The sequence below is a fragment of the Mesobacillus selenatarsenatis SF-1 genome, assembly GCF_000813125.1.
Taxonomy (GTDB): domain Bacteria; phylum Bacillota; class Bacilli; order Bacillales; family Cytobacillaceae; genus Mesobacillus; species Mesobacillus selenatarsenatis.
In genome coordinates, this window is sequence record NZ_BASE01000054.1 from 56294 (window position 1) to 73764 (window position 17471).

General features: G+C 44.6%; 17 protein-coding genes. 4 read left to right on the forward strand and 13 right to left on the reverse strand.

Features of this window, described 5'->3' with window-relative positions:
- The first annotated feature begins 245 nt into the window (after positions 1-245).
- From nagE to TY49_RS11630, 3 genes are all read left to right on the forward strand, one after another.
- Entirely contained in the window at positions 246-1622 is a 1377-nt protein-coding gene (gene nagE, locus TY49_RS11615; RefSeq protein WP_041966072.1) for an N-acetylglucosamine-specific PTS transporter subunit IIBC, read from the forward strand.
- Between the two features lie 574 nt (positions 1623-2196).
- A complete protein-coding gene (locus TY49_RS11625; RefSeq protein ID WP_041966074.1) occupies positions 2197-3114 on the forward strand; it encodes a DUF7916 family protein in 918 nt (305 codons plus the stop codon).
- Between the two features lie 85 nt (positions 3115-3199).
- Positions 3200-3391 (forward strand): hypothetical protein, encoded by a 192-nt coding sequence (locus TY49_RS11630; protein ID WP_041966075.1) that lies wholly within the window; start codon positions 3200-3202, stop codon positions 3389-3391.
- A 50-nt stretch (positions 3392-3441) separates the two neighbouring features.
- Here the strand turns inward: TY49_RS11630 and TY49_RS24990 are convergent, their stop codons facing one another.
- The 10 genes from TY49_RS24990 to TY49_RS11675 form a co-directional block, all read right to left on the reverse strand.
- Entirely contained in the window at positions 3442-3597 is a 156-nt protein-coding gene (locus tag TY49_RS24990; protein ID WP_023626523.1) for a hypothetical protein, read from the reverse strand.
- Between the two features lie 141 nt (positions 3598-3738).
- Complete coding sequence (locus TY49_RS11635; protein WP_041966076.1) at positions 3739-4041, reverse strand: hypothetical protein; 303 nt, start codon at positions 4039-4041, stop codon at positions 3739-3741.
- 51 nt (positions 4042-4092) lie between these two features.
- Positions 4093-5442, reverse strand: coding sequence for a sensor histidine kinase (locus TY49_RS11640; protein WP_041966077.1), 1350 nt, complete (start codon positions 5440-5442; stop codon positions 4093-4095).
- Between the two features lie 164 nt (positions 5443-5606).
- Positions 5607-6359, reverse strand: coding sequence for a (S)-benzoin forming benzil reductase (locus tag TY49_RS11645; RefSeq protein WP_041966078.1), 753 nt, complete (start codon positions 6357-6359; stop codon positions 5607-5609).
- A gap of 90 nt (positions 6360-6449) precedes the next feature.
- Entirely contained in the window at positions 6450-6920 is a 471-nt protein-coding gene (locus TY49_RS11650) for a tetratricopeptide repeat protein (RefSeq protein ID WP_041966079.1), read from the reverse strand.
- A gap of 113 nt (positions 6921-7033) precedes the next feature.
- Positions 7034-7756: an ABC transporter ATP-binding protein gene (locus TY49_RS11655; protein WP_041966080.1), complete on the reverse strand. Its 723-nt coding sequence runs from the start codon at positions 7754-7756 to the stop codon at positions 7034-7036.
- On the reverse strand, positions 7753-8451 hold the full coding sequence (locus TY49_RS11660) for an ABC transporter permease (RefSeq protein WP_041966081.1): 699 nt from the start codon (positions 8449-8451) through the stop codon (positions 7753-7755). The genes TY49_RS11655 and TY49_RS11660 overlap by 4 nt, the downstream gene beginning before the upstream one ends.
- 58 nt (positions 8452-8509) lie before the next feature.
- Positions 8510-9358, reverse strand: a complete 849-nt coding sequence (locus tag TY49_RS11665) for an ABC transporter substrate-binding protein (RefSeq protein WP_041966082.1) — start codon at positions 9356-9358, stop codon at positions 8510-8512.
- Between the two features lie 3 nt (positions 9359-9361).
- A complete protein-coding gene (locus TY49_RS11670; RefSeq protein WP_232310444.1) occupies positions 9362-10276 on the reverse strand; it encodes a helix-turn-helix transcriptional regulator in 915 nt (304 codons plus the stop codon).
- A gap of 784 nt (positions 10277-11060) precedes the next feature.
- The gene (locus tag TY49_RS11675; RefSeq protein WP_041966083.1) at positions 11061-11843 is read right to left on the reverse strand and encodes an undecaprenyl-diphosphate phosphatase; all 783 of its coding nucleotides are present in this window, start codon (positions 11841-11843) and stop codon (positions 11061-11063) included.
- A 547-nt stretch (positions 11844-12390) separates the two neighbouring features.
- Between TY49_RS11675 and TY49_RS11680 the strand changes: the two genes are divergently transcribed.
- Positions 12391-13566 carry an FtsW/RodA/SpoVE family cell cycle protein gene (locus TY49_RS11680; protein WP_041966084.1) on the forward strand — a complete coding sequence of 392 codons (1176 nt, stop codon included), beginning with the start codon at positions 12391-12393 and terminating at the stop codon, positions 13564-13566.
- Positions 13567-13614: 48 nt separating this feature from the next.
- Here the strand turns inward: TY49_RS11680 and TY49_RS11685 are convergent, their stop codons facing one another.
- Genes TY49_RS11685 through TY49_RS11695 form a run of 3 tightly spaced genes read right to left on the reverse strand, consistent with a single transcriptional unit; the run spans position 13615 to position 17305 of the window.
- Positions 13615-14682: a Ger(x)C family spore germination protein gene (locus TY49_RS11685; RefSeq protein WP_041966085.1), complete on the reverse strand. Its 1068-nt coding sequence runs from the start codon at positions 14680-14682 to the stop codon at positions 13615-13617.
- The gene (locus tag TY49_RS11690; RefSeq protein ID WP_041966086.1) at positions 14672-15769 is read right to left on the reverse strand and encodes a GerAB/ArcD/ProY family transporter; all 1098 of its coding nucleotides are present in this window, start codon (positions 15767-15769) and stop codon (positions 14672-14674) included. Before TY49_RS11690 ends, TY49_RS11685 begins: the two co-directional genes overlap by 11 nt.
- Before the next feature lie 18 nt (positions 15770-15787).
- On the reverse strand, positions 15788-17305 hold the full coding sequence (locus tag TY49_RS11695; protein ID WP_041966165.1) for a spore germination protein: 1518 nt from the start codon (positions 17303-17305) through the stop codon (positions 15788-15790).
- Between the last annotated feature and the right edge of the window lie 166 nt (positions 17306-17471).

Below are 17471 nucleotides of genomic sequence, written 5' to 3' on the forward strand. Positions count from 1 at the left end.
CCAGTACCGAAAGGAATTTTATAAAAAACGGCGAATAAGCTATAAGTATCAGCCCTGTCCGATTACGAGGGTGACATACTCAGGAAGGGAGCGCCGGAACTTCTGAAGTCTAAATATTAAAAATAGTCTTTTTTTAGGATATTATTTAGAGAGTCGAAGTGTTAAACTGGGTGTATGTTTACAAATTTCTACAATGTTCCTGAAAAATGTAAGCATTTACAATTATAACGGAAGAGGTGTTGAAGGTGCTAGGATTTTTACAAAGAATCGGGAAGGCTTTGATGCTTCCAATCGCTGTTTTACCTGCAGCTGCGTTATTGCTGCGTCTTGGGCAGCCGGACTTATTAGATATTCCTTTCATTTCTGCAGCAGGTGACGCAATTTTTGCGAATCTTGCATTGTTGTTCGCGATCGGTGTGGCAGTCGGTATTTCGAAGGATGGTCACGGTGCTGCCGGGCTCGCTGGTGCAATAGGCTATTTTGTTTTGACAAAGGGTGCAGGTGCTGTCAATGAAAGCATCAATATGGCGGTGCTCGGCGGGATTTTATCCGGGGTAATCGCCGGTTTGCTATACAACCGTTTTCATGATATTAAGCTGCCGGACTGGCTCGGTTTCTTCGGTGGTAAACGTTTTGTTCCGATCATTACTTCATTGGTGATGATTGTTTTAGCCGGTATTTTCGGTTATGTTTGGCCGCCAATCCAAACAGGCATTAACAATGTCGGTGAATGGATTGTTGGTGCGGGTGCAGTTGGAGTAGGCGTATTCGGTTTCCTGAACCGTCTATTGATTCCAATGGGCCTTCACCACGTTCTAAATACGCTTGTGTGGTTCGAATTTGGTGAATTTACGAATGCGGCAGGGGATATTGTAAAAGGTGACCTGAACCGTTTCTTCGCAGGTGACCCTAAAGCCGGTATCTTCATGAACGGTTTCTTCCCAGTCATGATGTTCGGCCTTCCAGCTGCAGCATTCGCGATGATTGCCGCGGCGAAAAAGGAACGCAAGAAGGCTACTGCAGGAGCGCTTATTGGTTTAGCGTTCACATCATTCCTGACAGGGATCACAGAGCCAATCGAATTCTTGTTTATGTTCCTGTCTCCAGTCCTTTACGGAATTCACGCCGTTTTGACTGGTCTGGCAATGTCGATTACCTACATGCTCGATATCCACCATGGATTCGGATTCTCAGCCGGTGCAATCGACTTTGTGCTGAACTACGGGATCGCCCAAAAGCCACTGCTGCTGCTCGGTGTCGGCCTCGTGTACGCAGTGCTCTATTTCGTGATTTTCTACTTCCTGATCATCAAGCTTGACCTCAAGACGCCAGGACGGGAAGACGAGGTTGAGGGTGAATTCACGGAAAGCGGCGCGTCAAAAGGAAATTACGCAGAGCTTGCAGATCATTATCTTGCGGCACTAGGCGGCAAAAGCAATCTTAAGGAACTGGACAACTGCGTAACCCGCCTTCGTTTAAAAGTCGATGATATGGCAAAAGTAAATGAAGCAGAGCTGAAGCGCCTTGGCGCAAAAGGTGTGTTAAAGCTTAATAAAACAGAACTTCAAGTCATTGTTGGAACCGATGTAGAATTTTTGTCCAATGAAATGAAGCGAAAATAGAAAAGCGGAGGCGACTGCCCAACTCCGACAAGCGTTGGAGAGCCTGACAGTGAAGTCGCTCTTTGACTTCATTGGCAGGACCGAAATCGAAAAGTATAGCCGACTGCCCAGAAACACAGAAACTGGAGACTCCGACAAAGAAGCGCTTTTTTGCTTCTGCCGGCGGAGTTGAAGTTTCGGAGTTTCTAGGCGGCGACACTAGACAACCGTCTCGAGGAGTTAGGAGCCGCAGCTAGACACTAATCTAAGTGTGAAAATTTATACATTTAAATAAGAAAGACAGACTTGGCGGTGGGTAACACTGCCAGGTCTTTTTTACAAGGCTGTTTTCGTAAAAATTGTTGTTAAAATCCTAAAGCCGATTTTAACGTGATAAAAGGCTATTTTGCAGGTCGGTATTAAGAGTGCAGGCTCTTTTCTCATAATAAGCTTCAATTTTGTAAAGAAGCATAGGTCATTCAATCCTATTTTGTAGTCAATAGCAACAAAGTTTGAGAAAAGAGCCTTTTTCAAAGAATGATTTTGCTTGGAGAAATTGGTGAAATAGAACCTATACATATATGGAGGGTTATTCATGAAGCGTCTACTGGATTGCACAGCATCTGATTTTGAACAAATGACGGGACAGGATTTGAAAAAGGCGATCATCGCTTCGGAGGGTCGGACGATTTTATCTGAGGTCATCGGGGCATTCTCACCGCTTTATCCGGCAGTGACGAATGCGGAAATAGCAGCAGCATTCGGTGCTGACCTTATCCTGTTGAACTTTTTCGATGTGATGAACCCTTCGGTCGAGAGCTTGCCGGAAGCAACGCCTGCTGAAGTGGTCCGCCAATTAAAGAAGCTGGTTGGCCGTCCAATTGGCCTGAACCTTGAGCCGGTCGATCTCCAGGCGGATAAGCTTGAGGCACTGCAGCAGCTTCCTGAAGGAAGAATGGCTACCGATGCTTCACTTAAAAGAGCGAAGGAACTTGGCTTTGATTTCGTCTGCCTGACAGGCAATCCAAAAACAGGTGTGACGAATGCTGAGATCACAAAAGCGATTGAACTAGCCCGTGCAGCATTTGGTTCAGACGGATTGATCATTGCTGGCAAAATGCATGGTGCAGGGGTGGCAGGTGAGACGGGAAGCTCAATGATGACGGAAGAAACCTTGCATAGTTTTGTCGAGGCGGGTGCGGACATAATCCTGATTCCTTCGCCGGGCACTGTGCCGGGTTTTACGGTTGAAAAGACGGCGAAGCTTGTTGAGCTTGTCCACCAAAAAGGGGCGCTCGCCATCCTGACGACCGGAACCAGCCAGGAGGGGGCGGATGAGCAAACAATCAAACAAATCGCCCTGAACAGCAAGATGGCGGGTGCTGATCTCTACCATATCGGGGACGCTGGGGCAGCGGGCATCGCTTCTCCTGAGAACATCATGGCCTATTCGATTGTCGTACGTGGCAAACGGCATACTTATGTCCGGATGGCAGCCTCTGTCAGGAGATAAATTCCTGATTTTTCAAGTTGTTATCAGCTTTAATCCGGGTAAAAGTAAAGTCTAACGCTGATACTAACTTCAGGAGGGATACAACATGGAAAAGGACAAGTTGGTTAATATCAATCCAAAAGCAAAGCCTGTCAATCCAGGTTCTGAACAAGAGCAAATGGAAACAGCGGAAGCGAACATGAAGCTCCAGGACGCTTTTTACGATGAAAATGAAAGCAACGGAGTAGATCCGGCAAACCTGAATAACCAGACAGCCATCCTGACTGATATGGACTAAAAGCCGGCAAGTTTGATTGCCGGCTTTTCCTTTTATCAAATTCCAGAAGCCTAATGATGTCGGTCTGTTTTGTCGCTCTGGTCTTTGTTGTGTTTGTTCCCCTTGCTGTTGTCACCGCTCGTCAATTCACCGGAAAACTCGGCCATCTGGTTACCGAGCTTTGGGGAGTTTTGATTTTTGCTGCCTTTATTGAACTTTTTCGTCATTGTAAGCCCTCCTTTTAGTGAGTACTAAGCTAGTTTTCCCGGTAGAAGGGGGGCAATATGTAAAAACTTTTTAAACTGTGGTTCTGTTACCTCATTTCTCCAATAAAAAAGGACAGCTTGCAATCAGCTGCCCTTTAAAACTCATTTTTTAACTAACTGGTCAATCTCTTCCTCGCTCACTAACTCAACCTCTGCGAGACCTTTCAACTCCTGGATCAGCCCGTTCGCTTCCTCATACAGTGTGTCATCCGTAAATACTTCTGAGTAATAAAGGGTATCATTCAGCAAAGCTTTCACGTGGAGCCTCGTGCCGGATTCTGTGTCTTCGTCACCCAAAGTGACAGCGGAGCGTGAGGTTTCGTGCTGATTGAGCAAGACTTTATTGCCATTGCGTTCTTTCTTCACAGCTTCAACAATTTCCACCAACGAATTAACTCGTTTCAATGACATCACCCCTCTAGTTATGTATTCCATGTTTCACACATTTAAAACCACTCAAAGAATTATTTCGAACGTAGTTCCCTTGCCTAGCTCGCTGCGCAGGGTGATTTTTCCGCCATGCGCTTCTACAAGTTCCTTTACGATCGCAAGTCCGAGCCCTGAACCTCCCAAAGCTTTCGACCGTGACTTGTCGACCCGGTAAAAGCGGTCAAAAACCCACGTCTGGTCTTCATCAGGAATGCCTTTTCCTTCATCCATGACGGTGATATGGGTATGGCCATTCTTTTTAAAAACCTGCATTGTGGTCGTAGTTCCTTCTTCTGAATACTTTCTGGCATTATCCAGCAGATTAATGAGAATTTGTTCAAAGCGGACCGGGTCAGCCTCGATATAGACTTCCCCGTGACAGGCAAAATTAAGCGTCATATTTTTCTCGGTAAAAGATGGTGCCATCCTCGAGTGAATTCCGCGCATGAATGTACAGAGTTCCAAACGTTCTTTTTCGATGGTAAAAGTGTTCTCATCCATTTTTGCGAGGTCAAATAACCCTTTTACCAGACCAGTAAGCTTGGTTGCCTCTTCGTGGATAATTTGCAGGTAGTGGCTTCTATCCTCAGATGTTGTTCCTGCTTTACCGGCGATGTCAGCATACCCTTTAATATAGGTGAGCGGTGTCCGCAATTCATGTGAAATGCTCGCGAGGAACTCATTCCGCTGCCTCTTCATGTGGCTAAGGTCGTCTGCCAGCACCTGAATCGATTCTGCAAGCTCGCCCAATTCATCATTACCACGGCGGGGCAGAGTGACAGAATAGTCGCCCTGGCGGATTTTTGAAGTCGCTTCATTCATCTTAATGACTGGCTTAGTAATAAATCTGGATAGGAAAAGGGTAATCACGGCCATTGATGTCAACAGCAGGATTCCGGCAAGCCAGAAGTGCTTGTTCAACTTGGCAATCAGGCTCTGGACCCGCTGGGTATTCTTGAACATATAAACAGCACCGTCGTTCTCCAGGGGGCTTACCGACGCAATATATTGCTTGTCCTGCCAGTCATCTTCTAAAATCAACCCAGCTCTCGGAACATCTCCTGGCGTTTCTGTTATGATGTCCTTCATTGAGGAATCGGCCGGTACGGAAGAAGAAACGATTACGCCTGTTTGATCCGTGATAATGACATGGGTGTCCGTCCGTGATTCCATTGTCGTGATATGGTGGATGGTTTCCTGAGAATAGGAAGTTTCCAGAATATCACGATGGTTATTGCCGCGAGTCTGCAGGGAAGCTAGCTCCTCGTCGATCCTAGAATGGATGATAGAAGAGTGCAGGTAGTAGAATAACACACCTTCGACCAGCAATATCGTTATGAAAAAAACAACCCCGATTTTAAAAGAGATCCGATCCATTTATGCCACTCCCATGATCAATCTTAGGTTTATCATACTAAAAAAGTATCCAGAAACAGAGCAGAATGAGGTTGTAGAAGGAAATATAGATAATTACTTAAAAGGTGGAAAAACGAAATTTTATGCAAAAAGGCGAAGAAGCATTGCTCCTCCGCATTTTGTGATTATAACAAGTCATTCACCTTATAAATCTTCCCGTTTTCGAGGTTATCAGCCAGTACTAGTTTTACAAGCGCTCCAGCAACAGTATCAGGACTGCGAAGACTGCCGCTTTCTTTGTAATTCCTGAAGGTATCCACATCGGCGAATGATTCTTCGGAGGAAGAACGGATTGTCACCTGCATATCAGTATCCATGATTCCCGGGCTGAAGGCGATAACCTTACTGCTGCTTCCGCTGTTCTCAAGCTCAAGGCCGGCGGTCATCGTGAACATATTGACGGCGGCTTTCGTACTGCAATAAATGCTCCAACCCTGGATTGGGCGCTCACCAGCACCGGAGGTTACATTTGCGATGATGACTCTGGTGCCGGTTTCTTTTGCTTTTTGTAAAAACAAATTACTGATCAGGATTGGCGCTGTCAGATTGACCTGGACATTCGTCTGGACTAAAGACGAATCAAGCTCACCGGTCATATCAATCGGCTCGATGACTCCGGCATTATTGATGACATAGACGGCTTCCGCATTTTTAAAAACATCAGCTGCAATCGCAGTGAATACACTTTGGACCTGAACCTCGGAGCTAAGATCGCAGCTGTGATGGATATATCCGGCCCCGGCTTTTTCCGCAGCCTGCTTCAAACTGCTGTTTTCATTACGGGAAACAGAAATAACATGGATTCCTTCTGCCAGCATTTGCTGTGCGGCAGATGCCCCAAGTCCCCTCGATGCACCTGTGATGATGGCGTATTTCATTCCAGACACTCCTTTATGTAAGGCTTTTATGATCAACCTCCGGGTTCGTAAAATAGCTTAATCTGGACTAGTAACAATTATTTTTCACAATCAGACTGGAATCGCCCCGGTGCTGACTGATGTAATATTTTTCAAAAGCCAATTTTTATTGTCTTCCTGTTCCACTTTTTCAGCACATTTCAGTGCCAATGAAAGATATCGTTCCTGTTCGTCGGAATTTCCGGCAGCATGATAGGCACGCGCCAATGCTTCATAAGCGAATGCGAGGTCAAAATCACCAAGCTGATGCTCAGTGCAAAGGCTTAATGATTTCCTGGCGTGATGGAGAGCAGCCTCGCTTCTTTCAAGTATCGCATAGACTCTTGAAATCTGCCATTCACCTCGGGCAAAGTTCAGCGGAGTGCCGACAACACTCCAATGGTAGCGAGAGGCATTAGCCGCATAGAGCATCATATCATCGTCATTTTCCGTCCGGTCAGTTTTCTCAATCAAATCCCAGGTCAGGTTGAACAAGTCCATTGCCATTTGCTTATGTGTCGTAAAATCCATAGTGATTTCCATCCGAGAGGTCTCCTTTGAAAACTTTTTATATAATAATATATTTCACAAATTTTGGAGGAACCCTTTTTTTGGTTAAAAGAAAAGCATGGCGTGTCGGCCATGCTTGCAGCAAATCAATTTAATAGGCTCTGCCAATCGTTGATGAACCCGGAGGTGGAAGAATTGGGGGATGCCAAAACTTCTTCTGTGGGACCGGTCTGCTTTAGATCCCCATCCATCAGGATTGCCAGCGTATCTGCGAGGAACTTCAATTCCATAAGATCGTGGCTGACAAAAACAGTCGTCGTGTTTGTCTGCTGGATGATGGACTTGATATCCTTCAATAACTGGACTTTGGTGGGGAAGTCAAGGGCTGAGAATGGTTCGTCCAGAAACAGAACTTCCGGCTCAAGTACCATTGCCCTTGCCAAATTGACTCGCTGTGCTTCTCCACCAGAGAGGTTTGCTCCATGTTTTTTCGCAAGAGAGCTGATTTGGAATTTTTCCAGCCAGTAGGCGACCTTTTGTTTCACTTCTTGTCGGGGCAGCTTGCGAAGCTTTAAGCCGACCGCGACGTTTTGGAAGACTGTTGTATCAAGGAGAAGCGGCTGCTGCATCGCGACAGCGAATCTTCTGCGCATATCCAGCGTCAAGTCATTCGTAATATCCTTACCTTTAAGAAAAATCGTACCCTGTGAGGGCTTTTCCAGCAGAGCCAGCGCCTTGATGAACGTACTTTTTCCAGCACCGTTCGGGCCCATGATCCCGAGCACTTCACCCTCTTGAAGCTCAAAGTGGGGGATGGAAAGAAGAACTTTTTTACCGGCTCTCACTTCTAGATTTTTTGCAGTGATCATAGGCTCCGCTTCCTTTGCTGTAAGTAAGTTAAGCTGAATGTAATGATGAATGCCAGCGTCATCAGGATGAACGAAAGCGCTAGGGCGATGTCAAAGTTACCTTTCGAAACCTCCATCACAATCGAGGTCGTCAAAATCCGGGTTTCGCCGCTGATATTGCCGCCGACCATCATTGCGGCACCGACCTCGGCAATAACCCGTCCGAACCCTGCGATGATGGCTGCAAGGATGGCAAGCTTTACCTCTTTCGTCAATATCCAGTACAGCTGCAGTTTTGTGGCGCCAAGTGCCTTCACCTGAAGGATCAATTTAGGGTTGATCTGCTGAAATGCTGTGCTTGTAAGCGCGGTAACAATCGGCAGCGACACTAAAATCTGTGCCATGATGATGGCTGTTGGCGTATAAAGCCAGGCTAAATCGCCAAGCGGTCCTGACCGCCAGAGGAATAGAGTGATCCAAAGGCCGGCGACCACCGGAGGAAGGCCCATGCCAATGTTAATGATGGCGAGTATGAACTTCCTTCCCGGAAAGCGGGCAAGTCCAAGAAACATGCCGACCGGGATGCCGATCAATGTGCTGATCAAGACAGCAGTGATCGACACCTTTAGAGTCAGCAGGGTGATCTCGAGAATCTCCGGGTCACCAGAGAGAATCATTTCTATGGCTTTTTTTAATCCTTCTAGTAAAAGTTCCATATGCAATCAGGCTTTCTTTTTAAAATTTTGCGCATGGTAAAATTATACACCACTTAGATTATTCGAATAGAAAGAAAAGAGGCTCGCCGTATTCGTCTACACCGAATTCCTTGATCAACTTCTTTGTGTCTTCTGCAATCATGAATTCTACAAATGCTCTTGCACCCTCTGCATTCACTTTTTCATGCTCATCGTTGTTGACCTGCATGACGTGGTAAATGTTCAGCAGACTTTCGTCACCTTCTACTAAAATTTCAGTTTCAGGCATATTTTTCTTCTGCGCAAGGAAAGTAGCACGATCCGTCAAAGTATAGCCTTTTTTCTCTGCTGCAATCTGGAGTGTCGCCCCCATGCCTTGTCCAGCCTCCATATAAGCTTCTCCAAGAGCTTTCGGGTCAAGGGACGATTTCTTCCATAGTTCAAGTTCCTTTTTATGAGTACCGGAATCATCGCCGCGAGAAACAAAAGCATTTTTGGAATCGGTGATTTTCTTCAATGCCTCTGGAACTGATAACCCTTTTACTTCAGCCGGATCTTCTGCAGGGCCGACCAGGATGAAATCATTGAACATGACCTTCTGGCGGTTGATCGCATCGCCGCTTTTTACTAATTCCTCCTCTGCTGCAGGTGCGTGGACAAGCAGGACATCCGCTTCGCCGCGCGTACCCATTTCAAGTGCCTGGCCTGTCCCTACAGCAATGATTTTAAGGTTATAATTATGCTTCCCCTCAAATTCAGGACGAAGGACATCGAGCAATCCGCTGTCCTGGGTGCTCGTTGTCGTCGCGAGGATCAGGTCCGTTTTTCCTTCTTTTACGGAAGTTTCCTTAGTAGATGAATCGGAACAACTGGAAACGATAGCAAGCATGAGTACAATCATAAAAGAAAGAAGTGGTTTGAGTTTCATGTTCTATGCCTCCGTTAAGTGGTTTCCATAAATGATTTTTCCGAAATCTTCAGCATCATAGCCATCGAGGTCTGCGATGCTTTCTTTAAAATTGGTGAGCTGAATCAGGTCGAGCAAGTGCTGCAGTGCTCCTTTATTTTCAGGAGTCCAGCGGAACACGAGATCAAACTGTTCTTTTGTCAGCGGGATGAAATCCAATCCGAGCTGGCTCGCCGCGCATCTGATTCCAAAAGCGGCATCTGCTGATCCTCTGCTGATATGTGCTGCGGCACCCAGGTGAGTCCATTCCTCAGTTGCATAGCCTTTTACAGCTGCAGGCTCAAGTTTTGCATTGGCAAGAAAGTAATCGAGCAGGAAACGGGTTCCGGCTCCTTTTTGGCGATTGATGAAGGTGATATCGCTCCTTGCCAGGTCTTTGACCCCGGTAATATTCTTTGGATTTCCTTTAGCCACGATCAAGCCCTGTTCCCTTGATGCGAATCTCATTACCGTTATAGGCTCATGGACAAACAATTGGCGGATGAAGGGAAGATTGTATTGCTGTGATGCCGGATCCAGCAAATGAATTGCGGCGATGTCAGCGCTGCCACGATAAATCATCATCAACCCTTCCAGGCTTCCGATGTAGGAGGGGGTGATCGAAAGTCCCGTTCCCTCTGATGCTATGTACTTAACAAGCTGCTCAACAAGGAAATCATGGCTGCCCGCCAGCTGCAAGGTATTCAGTTCCTTTGATTCCTTGGCTCTGGCTGGATTTGCGGACATACTGGCTTTATATCTTTCAAACTCACTTTCTTCTATTCGCATTTTATTGCCCACTTTAAAGGCAGACAGATCCCCACGTTTGATTATTTCATAGACGGTATGCTTTGATATTTTCAGCATGGCAGCAATTTCGTCAGGAGTATAAATTTGCAAAGAGATTCCCTCCTTTTCTTCCTAAACTAAATATAATAAAATATTTGATAGATAGGTATAGTTTTCGTTAAGTTTTGTTATGTTTTGTTTAGTTTTATTGTGAGATTATCGAAAAATGTTCACAATTCAGGTAGGGAATTGCCAATACAGTGCCGGTTACTTCCAAATATAACCTTCACAAAATACTCCGGGCAGTATTATGTATTTCTTGTAGATACCATGGTAAACTAAGCATTAGACAGAATTGATGTAGAAAGGAACAGGGAGAATGCAAATTTCAGATAAAGCGCGCGACATTTTAAAAGAAATCCTCGCTGAGCGCAACGCAGCAGGTATCCGCGTCTACTTCGGCGGCTTTGGCTGAGGAGGCCCGCAGATTGGCCTGGCTCTGGAGGAGCCGGAAGAAGATGATCATGTAACAGTAATCAATGAAATCCAAGTCGCAATTGAATCCAATATCGTCGACTATACTGAAGGTATGGCGCTTGAATATGACGAGTATCGCGAAGGTCTGGTCCTGATGGGCGGAGACGGCGGCTGCTGATAAAAATAGCGAAAACACGAAACACGTTGAAGCTGCTGATAAATGAAGAAATGCACACCATTTTGAGGATGGTGTGCATTTTTCGGTTCAAGAACTGGAAAAAACATGTCGGATTTTCCAGTTCGCGAATAAATCTTAATTATCGCCAATAAAGTTGTGAAAATCGCCAATAAAACGAAATTATCGCCAATAAAATTGTGAACTCCGCCAATAAAATCAAATTATCGCCAATAAACCTTTTTAGAACTGCCCAGTAAACTGAAAATACAAAACAACAAGCCCCATTATCCACACATAAATCGCAAAAGGCTTCAAAGAATGATTTTTCAGGTAGCCAATCATCCATTTTACGGCGATATAACCAAAAATCGCTGCTGAAATGATCCCAATCAACAACGCCTGAATCGAAATCGTCTCACTTCCGCCGCTGAAAAGGTCTTTGCCCTGTAGGACGATTGCTCCAAGAATCGCTGGTGTCGACAGCAGGAAGGAGAAGTATGCCGCAGTCTCGCGGTCTAGCTTACGCCAAAGCGCCGCGACAATCGTCAAACCGGATCGGGAAATCGCCGGAAAAATCGCCGCCGCCTGGAAGCTGCCAATCACCAGTGCATCTGTATAACTGATATCATCCATTTTTTTGCGGCCATTCTTGATAGAGTCGGCAAACCACATCAATGTCCCAGTAATCAGAAATTCCCAGCCAATCGTCACGCCAGTTTTGGAGATCTCATCAAAGTAATCCTCAAACAGCAATCCGACAACGACAGCCGGCAGCGTACCGACAACAAGGAGGAAGGTGAGCTTCCCAAACGGATTTTTCAAAATCTTGATGAATTCATATCTATAAAACACAAACACCGCCAGCAACGTACCCACGTGAAGCATCGTGTCGAGCAGCAGGCCGGCCTCTTCCAGACCGAATAAATTCCTGCCTAGATAAAGGTGTCCGGTACTGCTGATCGGCAAAAACTCAGTCAGACCCTGAATAATTCCAAGAAAGAAAGCTTCAATTTTTGATAGCATACAGAATCCCCACTTTTTCAAAGACTTTGTCCCTTACAAAGCTATGAAACATGTCCCAACTCTATGCACGTAAAATTTACAGCGGTCACGATGACGGACACAAATCCGGAAAAATCAGGGGAACTGTCAGTCATCAAAGTCATGACGGACACAAACTCCGAAAAAATCAGAAAAACTGTCCGTCATCAGTGTTATGACGGACATAAATCCGGGAAAAAATAGAAAAACTGTCCGTCATGAGGGTTATGACGCCCACAAATCCACGACAAATCAGAATACCTGTCCGTCATTCTATTTCCTTTATAAAATAAATCAGCCCAACAATCAAAAAGTAAGCTACATCCATTTACCTGCGTCAAATTGCCTGAATAAAAATATTCTGATATGTAATAATAACCATTTCATAGTCAGAAGTTGTGATTTATTGTCGAAAAAAATATAATGAAGTATTGAACAGTTCTTCAATTAAGGCTCGATTCTATGCCTTATAAAATAGCTTCCTTAGTTCTCAGTTGGAAATTGCCTTCATTTTAAAAGGGGAATAAAAATGACTTCGAATCCGAAAACGAATTCCCGGCTCGACTATGGGCTGGTTACGATATTGATCCTATTATTTCTTTCAAGCTGCGTTGCCATTTACAGTGCCCAGACGACGGGACAGTATGGCTCGGAAAACTTTTTAATAAAGCAAATTATCTGGTACGTCATCGGTGCTGGCATCATTGCCGCGGTCATCACCCTGGATTCCGATCAGCTGCAAAAACTCAGCTGGTATGCATATGGCTTTGGGCTCGTCCTGCTGGCAGGGCTAATCGTCGCGCCTTCAAGCATTGCTCCTGTCATCAATGGGGCGAAAAGCTGGTACAGGGTGCCGGCAATGGGTACCCTGCAGCCGTCGGAGTTAGTGAAGGTGTTCATCATCCTGGCACTTGCTAGGGTGATTGTCGACCACCATCAGAAATATCGGCTTAAAACGATTCAATCGGACTTTTGGCTTTTGCTCAAAATCGGTATTGTCACGATGGTGCCGCTCATGCTCGTCATGCAGCAGCCTGACCTTGGTACATCGCTTGTTTATATTGCGATCATGCTTGGGATGATTTTCATCTCGGGTATCACCTGGAAGCTGCTTGTGCCAATTTTCGGGACAGGACTTACACTTATTTCGATCATATTTTATTTTGTGATCTGGAAGCCTGAAATCCTTGAAAAATATCTTGGTGTAAAGGAATATCAATTCGGAAGGATTTATTCCTGGCTTGACCCTTATAATTATCAGAGCACGACCGGCTTCCAGCTGACGAGGTCGCTGCTGGCCATAGGCTCAGGTGAAACAGTGGGGAAGGGCTATGGTACAAGGGAAGTGTACCTGCCTGAGAGCCATACTGACTTCATATTCAGCATCATCGGCGAGGAGTTCGGCTTCGTCGGTGCAAGTATCATCGTAAGCTTGTTTTTCCTGCTGATTTACCAAATCACAAAAATCGGTATGGAAACGAAAAATGATTTTTACACCTATATTTGTGTAGGAGTCATCAGCATGATCACGTTCCATGTATTCCAGAATATCGGTATGACGATCGGCCTGCTGCCAATCACGGGTATCCCTCTGCCATTCATCAGTTACGGAGGCAGCTCGCTAATGGGAAATATGCTGGCGGTAAGCCTGATTTTCTCAATACGGTACCATTACAAGAAATATATGTTCTCGACGACTGCATAAGCAAAATGAAAGGGTGTCCCAAAGTACTTTGGGACACCCTATTTCGATTTACTCAACAATCCCTACCTCTGTTATAATCATATCGGTTTTAACATTGACGGTTAAATTCTTATATTCGTCTTCCCATCTTTTAAAATCGAAGCCTCTTGTCTTGCTTTTGATGAACTGGCCAAATCCCACGGGATCGATGCCCTGCTCCTGGAAATCCTTGATCATCGCGCTGGCTTCTTTGTTGACCTGTTCTTCGAATTCTTTTTCGATCTTCTTAATAATCTCTGGTGTTACAATATGTCCTGTGTATTCACGGATTAGGCCTTTGATCTTGATTTCCACGGTAATGTTGTAGGGATCCCGTTTCGTCAGCTTGATTTTATGTTTTGAATCCAAATCTTTTATTACCACCTTCTCCTTACCGACATCCAGTTTATATGCCCCTTCGCTGAACTTGTCCGTAAGCAGCTTAAAGAAGAACATTTTATCTGGAGGAAGTTCGCTCTTGAGCTTATCATCTTTAAATAAAGCAATCCCAACTATATCAATAATTTCGGGCTCTACCTTTTTTAAAATAGGAAGGTAGGGGTCTTTCCCTTCCTGATAGAGGTCAAATAAATAAAGGTGCATGTTTGTAATTGGAAGATTCCGTGTTTCCATATTGTGTTTAATCAGCTGGGATAAATGGACTGCGTTCCCCCTGTTGCCATATGTCCCTGATAAGATGCTTTTTGCTGACTCATCAGCGACAGCAAAATAAACCCTCGCACCGATGCTTGCATCGCGTTCGAATGCATCTGTAAACTCTCTAATTCCCTTTTTAGCAATGCCTTCTCCAAATAAAGCAATTTCCAATGACCCAGTTACGAGTGGCTGAGCCGATTTTCGCTGAACTTCCTGAATGAGGTCCCTGCTGCTCGCGGCAGTCGCAGAATAGGTGAAATTGCCAATTTTTTTATCAGGATTGAAAATGGGAATCATGACCGTACCTTCAATTTTGTCATCCTCAACAAAATCATAGCCAACGCCCATCTCAATATTGACATCATCAATGATTTCTTTTTCGACACAACCTGAAAGTGTGATGCCTGCTGCTAAAACCCAAAAAAAACTTCTAATTCTCATTTTTATTCTTCACCTTCTTGGCGATCAAAGTGGCGATAAATAAAATCGGTATATAAACATAGGTAACAGCGAAGCCGATTTTTGCAGTCCAATCATTTAAAAGATTGATTTTCGCACGAGTATCAAAAAAGGAAACCGCAACCAGACAGATCAGTGCTAATAATATGACGCCTTTCTTTTGGCGCAATTTATATGCCCTCTTTAAAATCATGCTGCCTCCCCAAAGTGCTATGCAGATATTTGGCAGGATGATCAAGTTCCAGTTGGCAATACCGATATATTCAAAACGCTCGACAAATGGCATGCTGACAATCTTCCACATTTCCAGTGTGGCCCAGATGGATTTGGCCAGCTGAGCTTCTGAAAAATAAGTGAAAGTAATAATTGCTAGAACAGTGTAGATGATTGTCGTCAAAAAGACCCCTAAATGTGCCCACTTCTGGGACTTGGGTGCATCTTTTATAAAAGGGTAGAAAAACAAGGGTATTTCGAATCCGATATAGGTAAGGGACATGTTATATGCACTAGTAGCGAATTCTTTAAGAGAATGATCAAAAATTGGCAGTAGATTCCTGTATTCTGCGTACTTGAGCGCGAACCCGAATGTCAGCAGCAGATAGCTCGGCAGGACTATACAGAAAAAAGCAATACCTGTCACGGTCCGGAAACCGCCAAATACGATATAAACAGACAGAAGCAAAAAGACAAGGCTGTACCAGAAAGTACTGATCTCTGGGAACATCCATACCTGAATGACTTCGATAAATGTCCTTAAGACAGCCAAAGCAAAAATTAGCAGGTAGAAGATAAAAACAGAACTTATGACATTGCCGATTTTTTTACCGAAAACATAGGCATTGGCAGCAACAATATCTCCTTCAACCGTACCGCAAATTTTATAAATCATCCAAATGATAATATGGATACTCAAGCCAGCAGCAAGGACCGATATCCATGCATCATAGCCAGCATCCTTCGCGATGATTCGCTGGTAGCCAAGGACCCCGATGCCAATCTGCATGGACATGATCAGGTAGAGAACGAGAAATGGTGAAACTTGCAATCTTTCGGGTACTGGCTGCTGCATTCATCAAACCTCCAATGCTCATTCATCGATGTCCTTCTTTTGCTTCGCTTTTTTTTCACTGAAACGAACCGGGTTTTCTGTCCTCAAATATTGTGGCCGGTTATACTGCATTGTAAAAGGCAGCCGAATAATTGCATCTTTGAAGTCTGTTATCCTTGGAGGATACAGCGGTTCCAAAAATGGCCTTCCCAATGATGTCAATTTGAGTAGATGCGCCAAGAGAAAAGAAAACGAAACGACGATTCCAAGCATTCCCCAAAGCTCAGCGAAGAACAGGAACGGGAACCGCAGCAGCCTGATAGTATTGCCCATCCGGTATACTGGAGTAGTGAAAGACGCCAGCGCTGCCAATGCGACAATGATCAGCAGGACGTTACTTGTCAGGCCGGCTTCAACGGAAGCTGTACCGATTACGATTCCGCCCACGATACCGATCGTCTGGCCGACTTTTGTCGGCAGGCGGGCACCGGCCTCACGCAATAGCTCAATTGTCAGTTCAAGGAACAAGGCTTCAAGAATAGGAGGGAGCGGAATTTCCCTCCTTGATGTAATCAACGTACTTAATAGATCCTTTGGTATCAATTCATAGTGATAGGAAAGGGCTGCTACATAAATAGGTGTAATCAAAATCGAGAACGCAACGGCGAATAGACGGACCAAACGGAAAAAGGAAGATAGTAAATAATTAAGGAAATAGTCTTCGAATGATCCGAAGAATTCTACTAAGGTCGTTGGCCCAATCAATGCGTGGGGCGAACCATCTACAAGGATGGCGACTTTACCTTCTGCAAGTATTGCAGCAATGCGATCCGGTCTTTCTGTATCGAGCAGCTGCGGGAAGGGAGAGTTCTGGTTATCTGAAATCAACTGGACGATATAAGAGCTATCTGTGATTTCATCAAACTCAATATCTTTGACCCGCTGAACTACAGTATTGACGTTATCTTTATTTGTAATTCCATCAATATACAGGATGGCCACACCCGATTTGGAAAGCGAACCTACCGTGTAATTCTCAATGATCAGCTCTTTCACAGGGACCCTTTTGCGAATCATATTTAGATTATGATCCAGGGACTCAACAAAAGATTCCTTTGGCCCGATAACACTGAATTCTACCTCAGGCTGGGCAACGTTTCTGACAACTTCTTTTTGGGCTGCAATAAAGGCAAAATATTTTTCTTCACCCTCAAGCGTCAGGAGTACATATCCGTTAAATAATTTCGTTTCAATATCCTCATTGTGGTCTGAAACCTGGACATCAGCAATAGGAATCAGGCTTTTAACATCTACGATTTCCGTTAATTCGCCTTCCAGCAGATAAGGGAGGGCGTTGTTCTGAAGAATGCTTTCATCTACTAGAGTTGATATAAAAGAGAAGCAGAACTTTTTTTCTGTTTTTTGATTCACGTAAAAAGTCCTTTTAAAATCATGTGATTTTAAAAGTGCTTTTTCCCATTCGTGCTCATTGAGGTATTGCTCTGGCTTTTGTCCTTCGGTATCTTGACGTGCCGCTTCCTTCTCAATATCTTGCATCAGTTTTTTTTTGAATAGCTGTCTCATGAATAATCTCCGCCAATCTGGATTTACGCTTATTCTTTCCGAAAATGGGAGGATTATGAAGACTGTTTACGAATTTTCATTTGTATAGGCAAAAAGAAAAACCCGCAGGTTTTTGCGGGTTTTTTCAACTTATATATAG

Bases quoted from the DNA above. Each gene is read 5' to 3' on its own strand.
- TY49_RS11625 (WP_041966074.1), top strand. From the start codon at position 2,197: ATGAAGCGTCTACTGGATTGCACAGCATCTGATTTTGAACAAATGACG.
- TY49_RS11630 (WP_041966075.1), top strand. From the start codon at position 3,200: ATGGAAAAGGACAAGTTGGTTAATATCAATCCAAAAGCAAAGCCTGTC.
- TY49_RS24990 (WP_023626523.1), bottom strand. From the start codon at position 3,597: ATGACGAAAAAGTTCAATAAAGGCAGCAAAAATCAAAACTCCCCAAAG.
- TY49_RS11640 (WP_041966077.1), bottom strand. From the start codon at position 5,442: ATGGATCGGATCTCTTTTAAAATCGGGGTTGTTTTTTTCATAACGATA.
- TY49_RS11645 (WP_041966078.1), bottom strand. From the start codon at position 6,359: ATGAAATACGCCATCATCACAGGTGCATCGAGGGGACTTGGGGCATCT.
- TY49_RS11650 (WP_041966079.1), bottom strand. From the start codon at position 6,920: ATGGAAATCACTATGGATTTTACGACACATAAGCAAATGGCAATGGAC.
- TY49_RS11655 (WP_041966080.1), bottom strand. From the start codon at position 7,756: ATGATCACTGCAAAAAATCTAGAAGTGAGAGCCGGTAAAAAAGTTCTT.
- TY49_RS11660 (WP_041966081.1), bottom strand. From the start codon at position 8,451: ATGGAACTTTTACTAGAAGGATTAAAAAAAGCCATAGAAATGATTCTC.
- TY49_RS11665 (WP_041966082.1), bottom strand. From the start codon at position 9,358: ATGAAACTCAAACCACTTCTTTCTTTTATGATTGTACTCATGCTTGCT.
- TY49_RS11675 (WP_041966083.1), bottom strand. From the start codon at position 11,843: ATGCTATCAAAAATTGAAGCTTTCTTTCTTGGAATTATTCAGGGTCTG.
- TY49_RS11680 (WP_041966084.1), top strand. From the start codon at position 12,391: ATGACTTCGAATCCGAAAACGAATTCCCGGCTCGACTATGGGCTGGTT.
- TY49_RS11685 (WP_041966085.1), bottom strand. From the start codon at position 14,682: ATGAGAATTAGAAGTTTTTTTTGGGTTTTAGCAGCAGGCATCACACTT.
- TY49_RS11690 (WP_041966086.1), bottom strand. From the start codon at position 15,769: ATGCAGCAGCCAGTACCCGAAAGATTGCAAGTTTCACCATTTCTCGTT.
- TY49_RS11695 (WP_041966165.1), bottom strand. From the start codon at position 17,305: ATGCAAGATATTGAGAAGGAAGCGGCACGTCAAGATACCGAAGGACAA.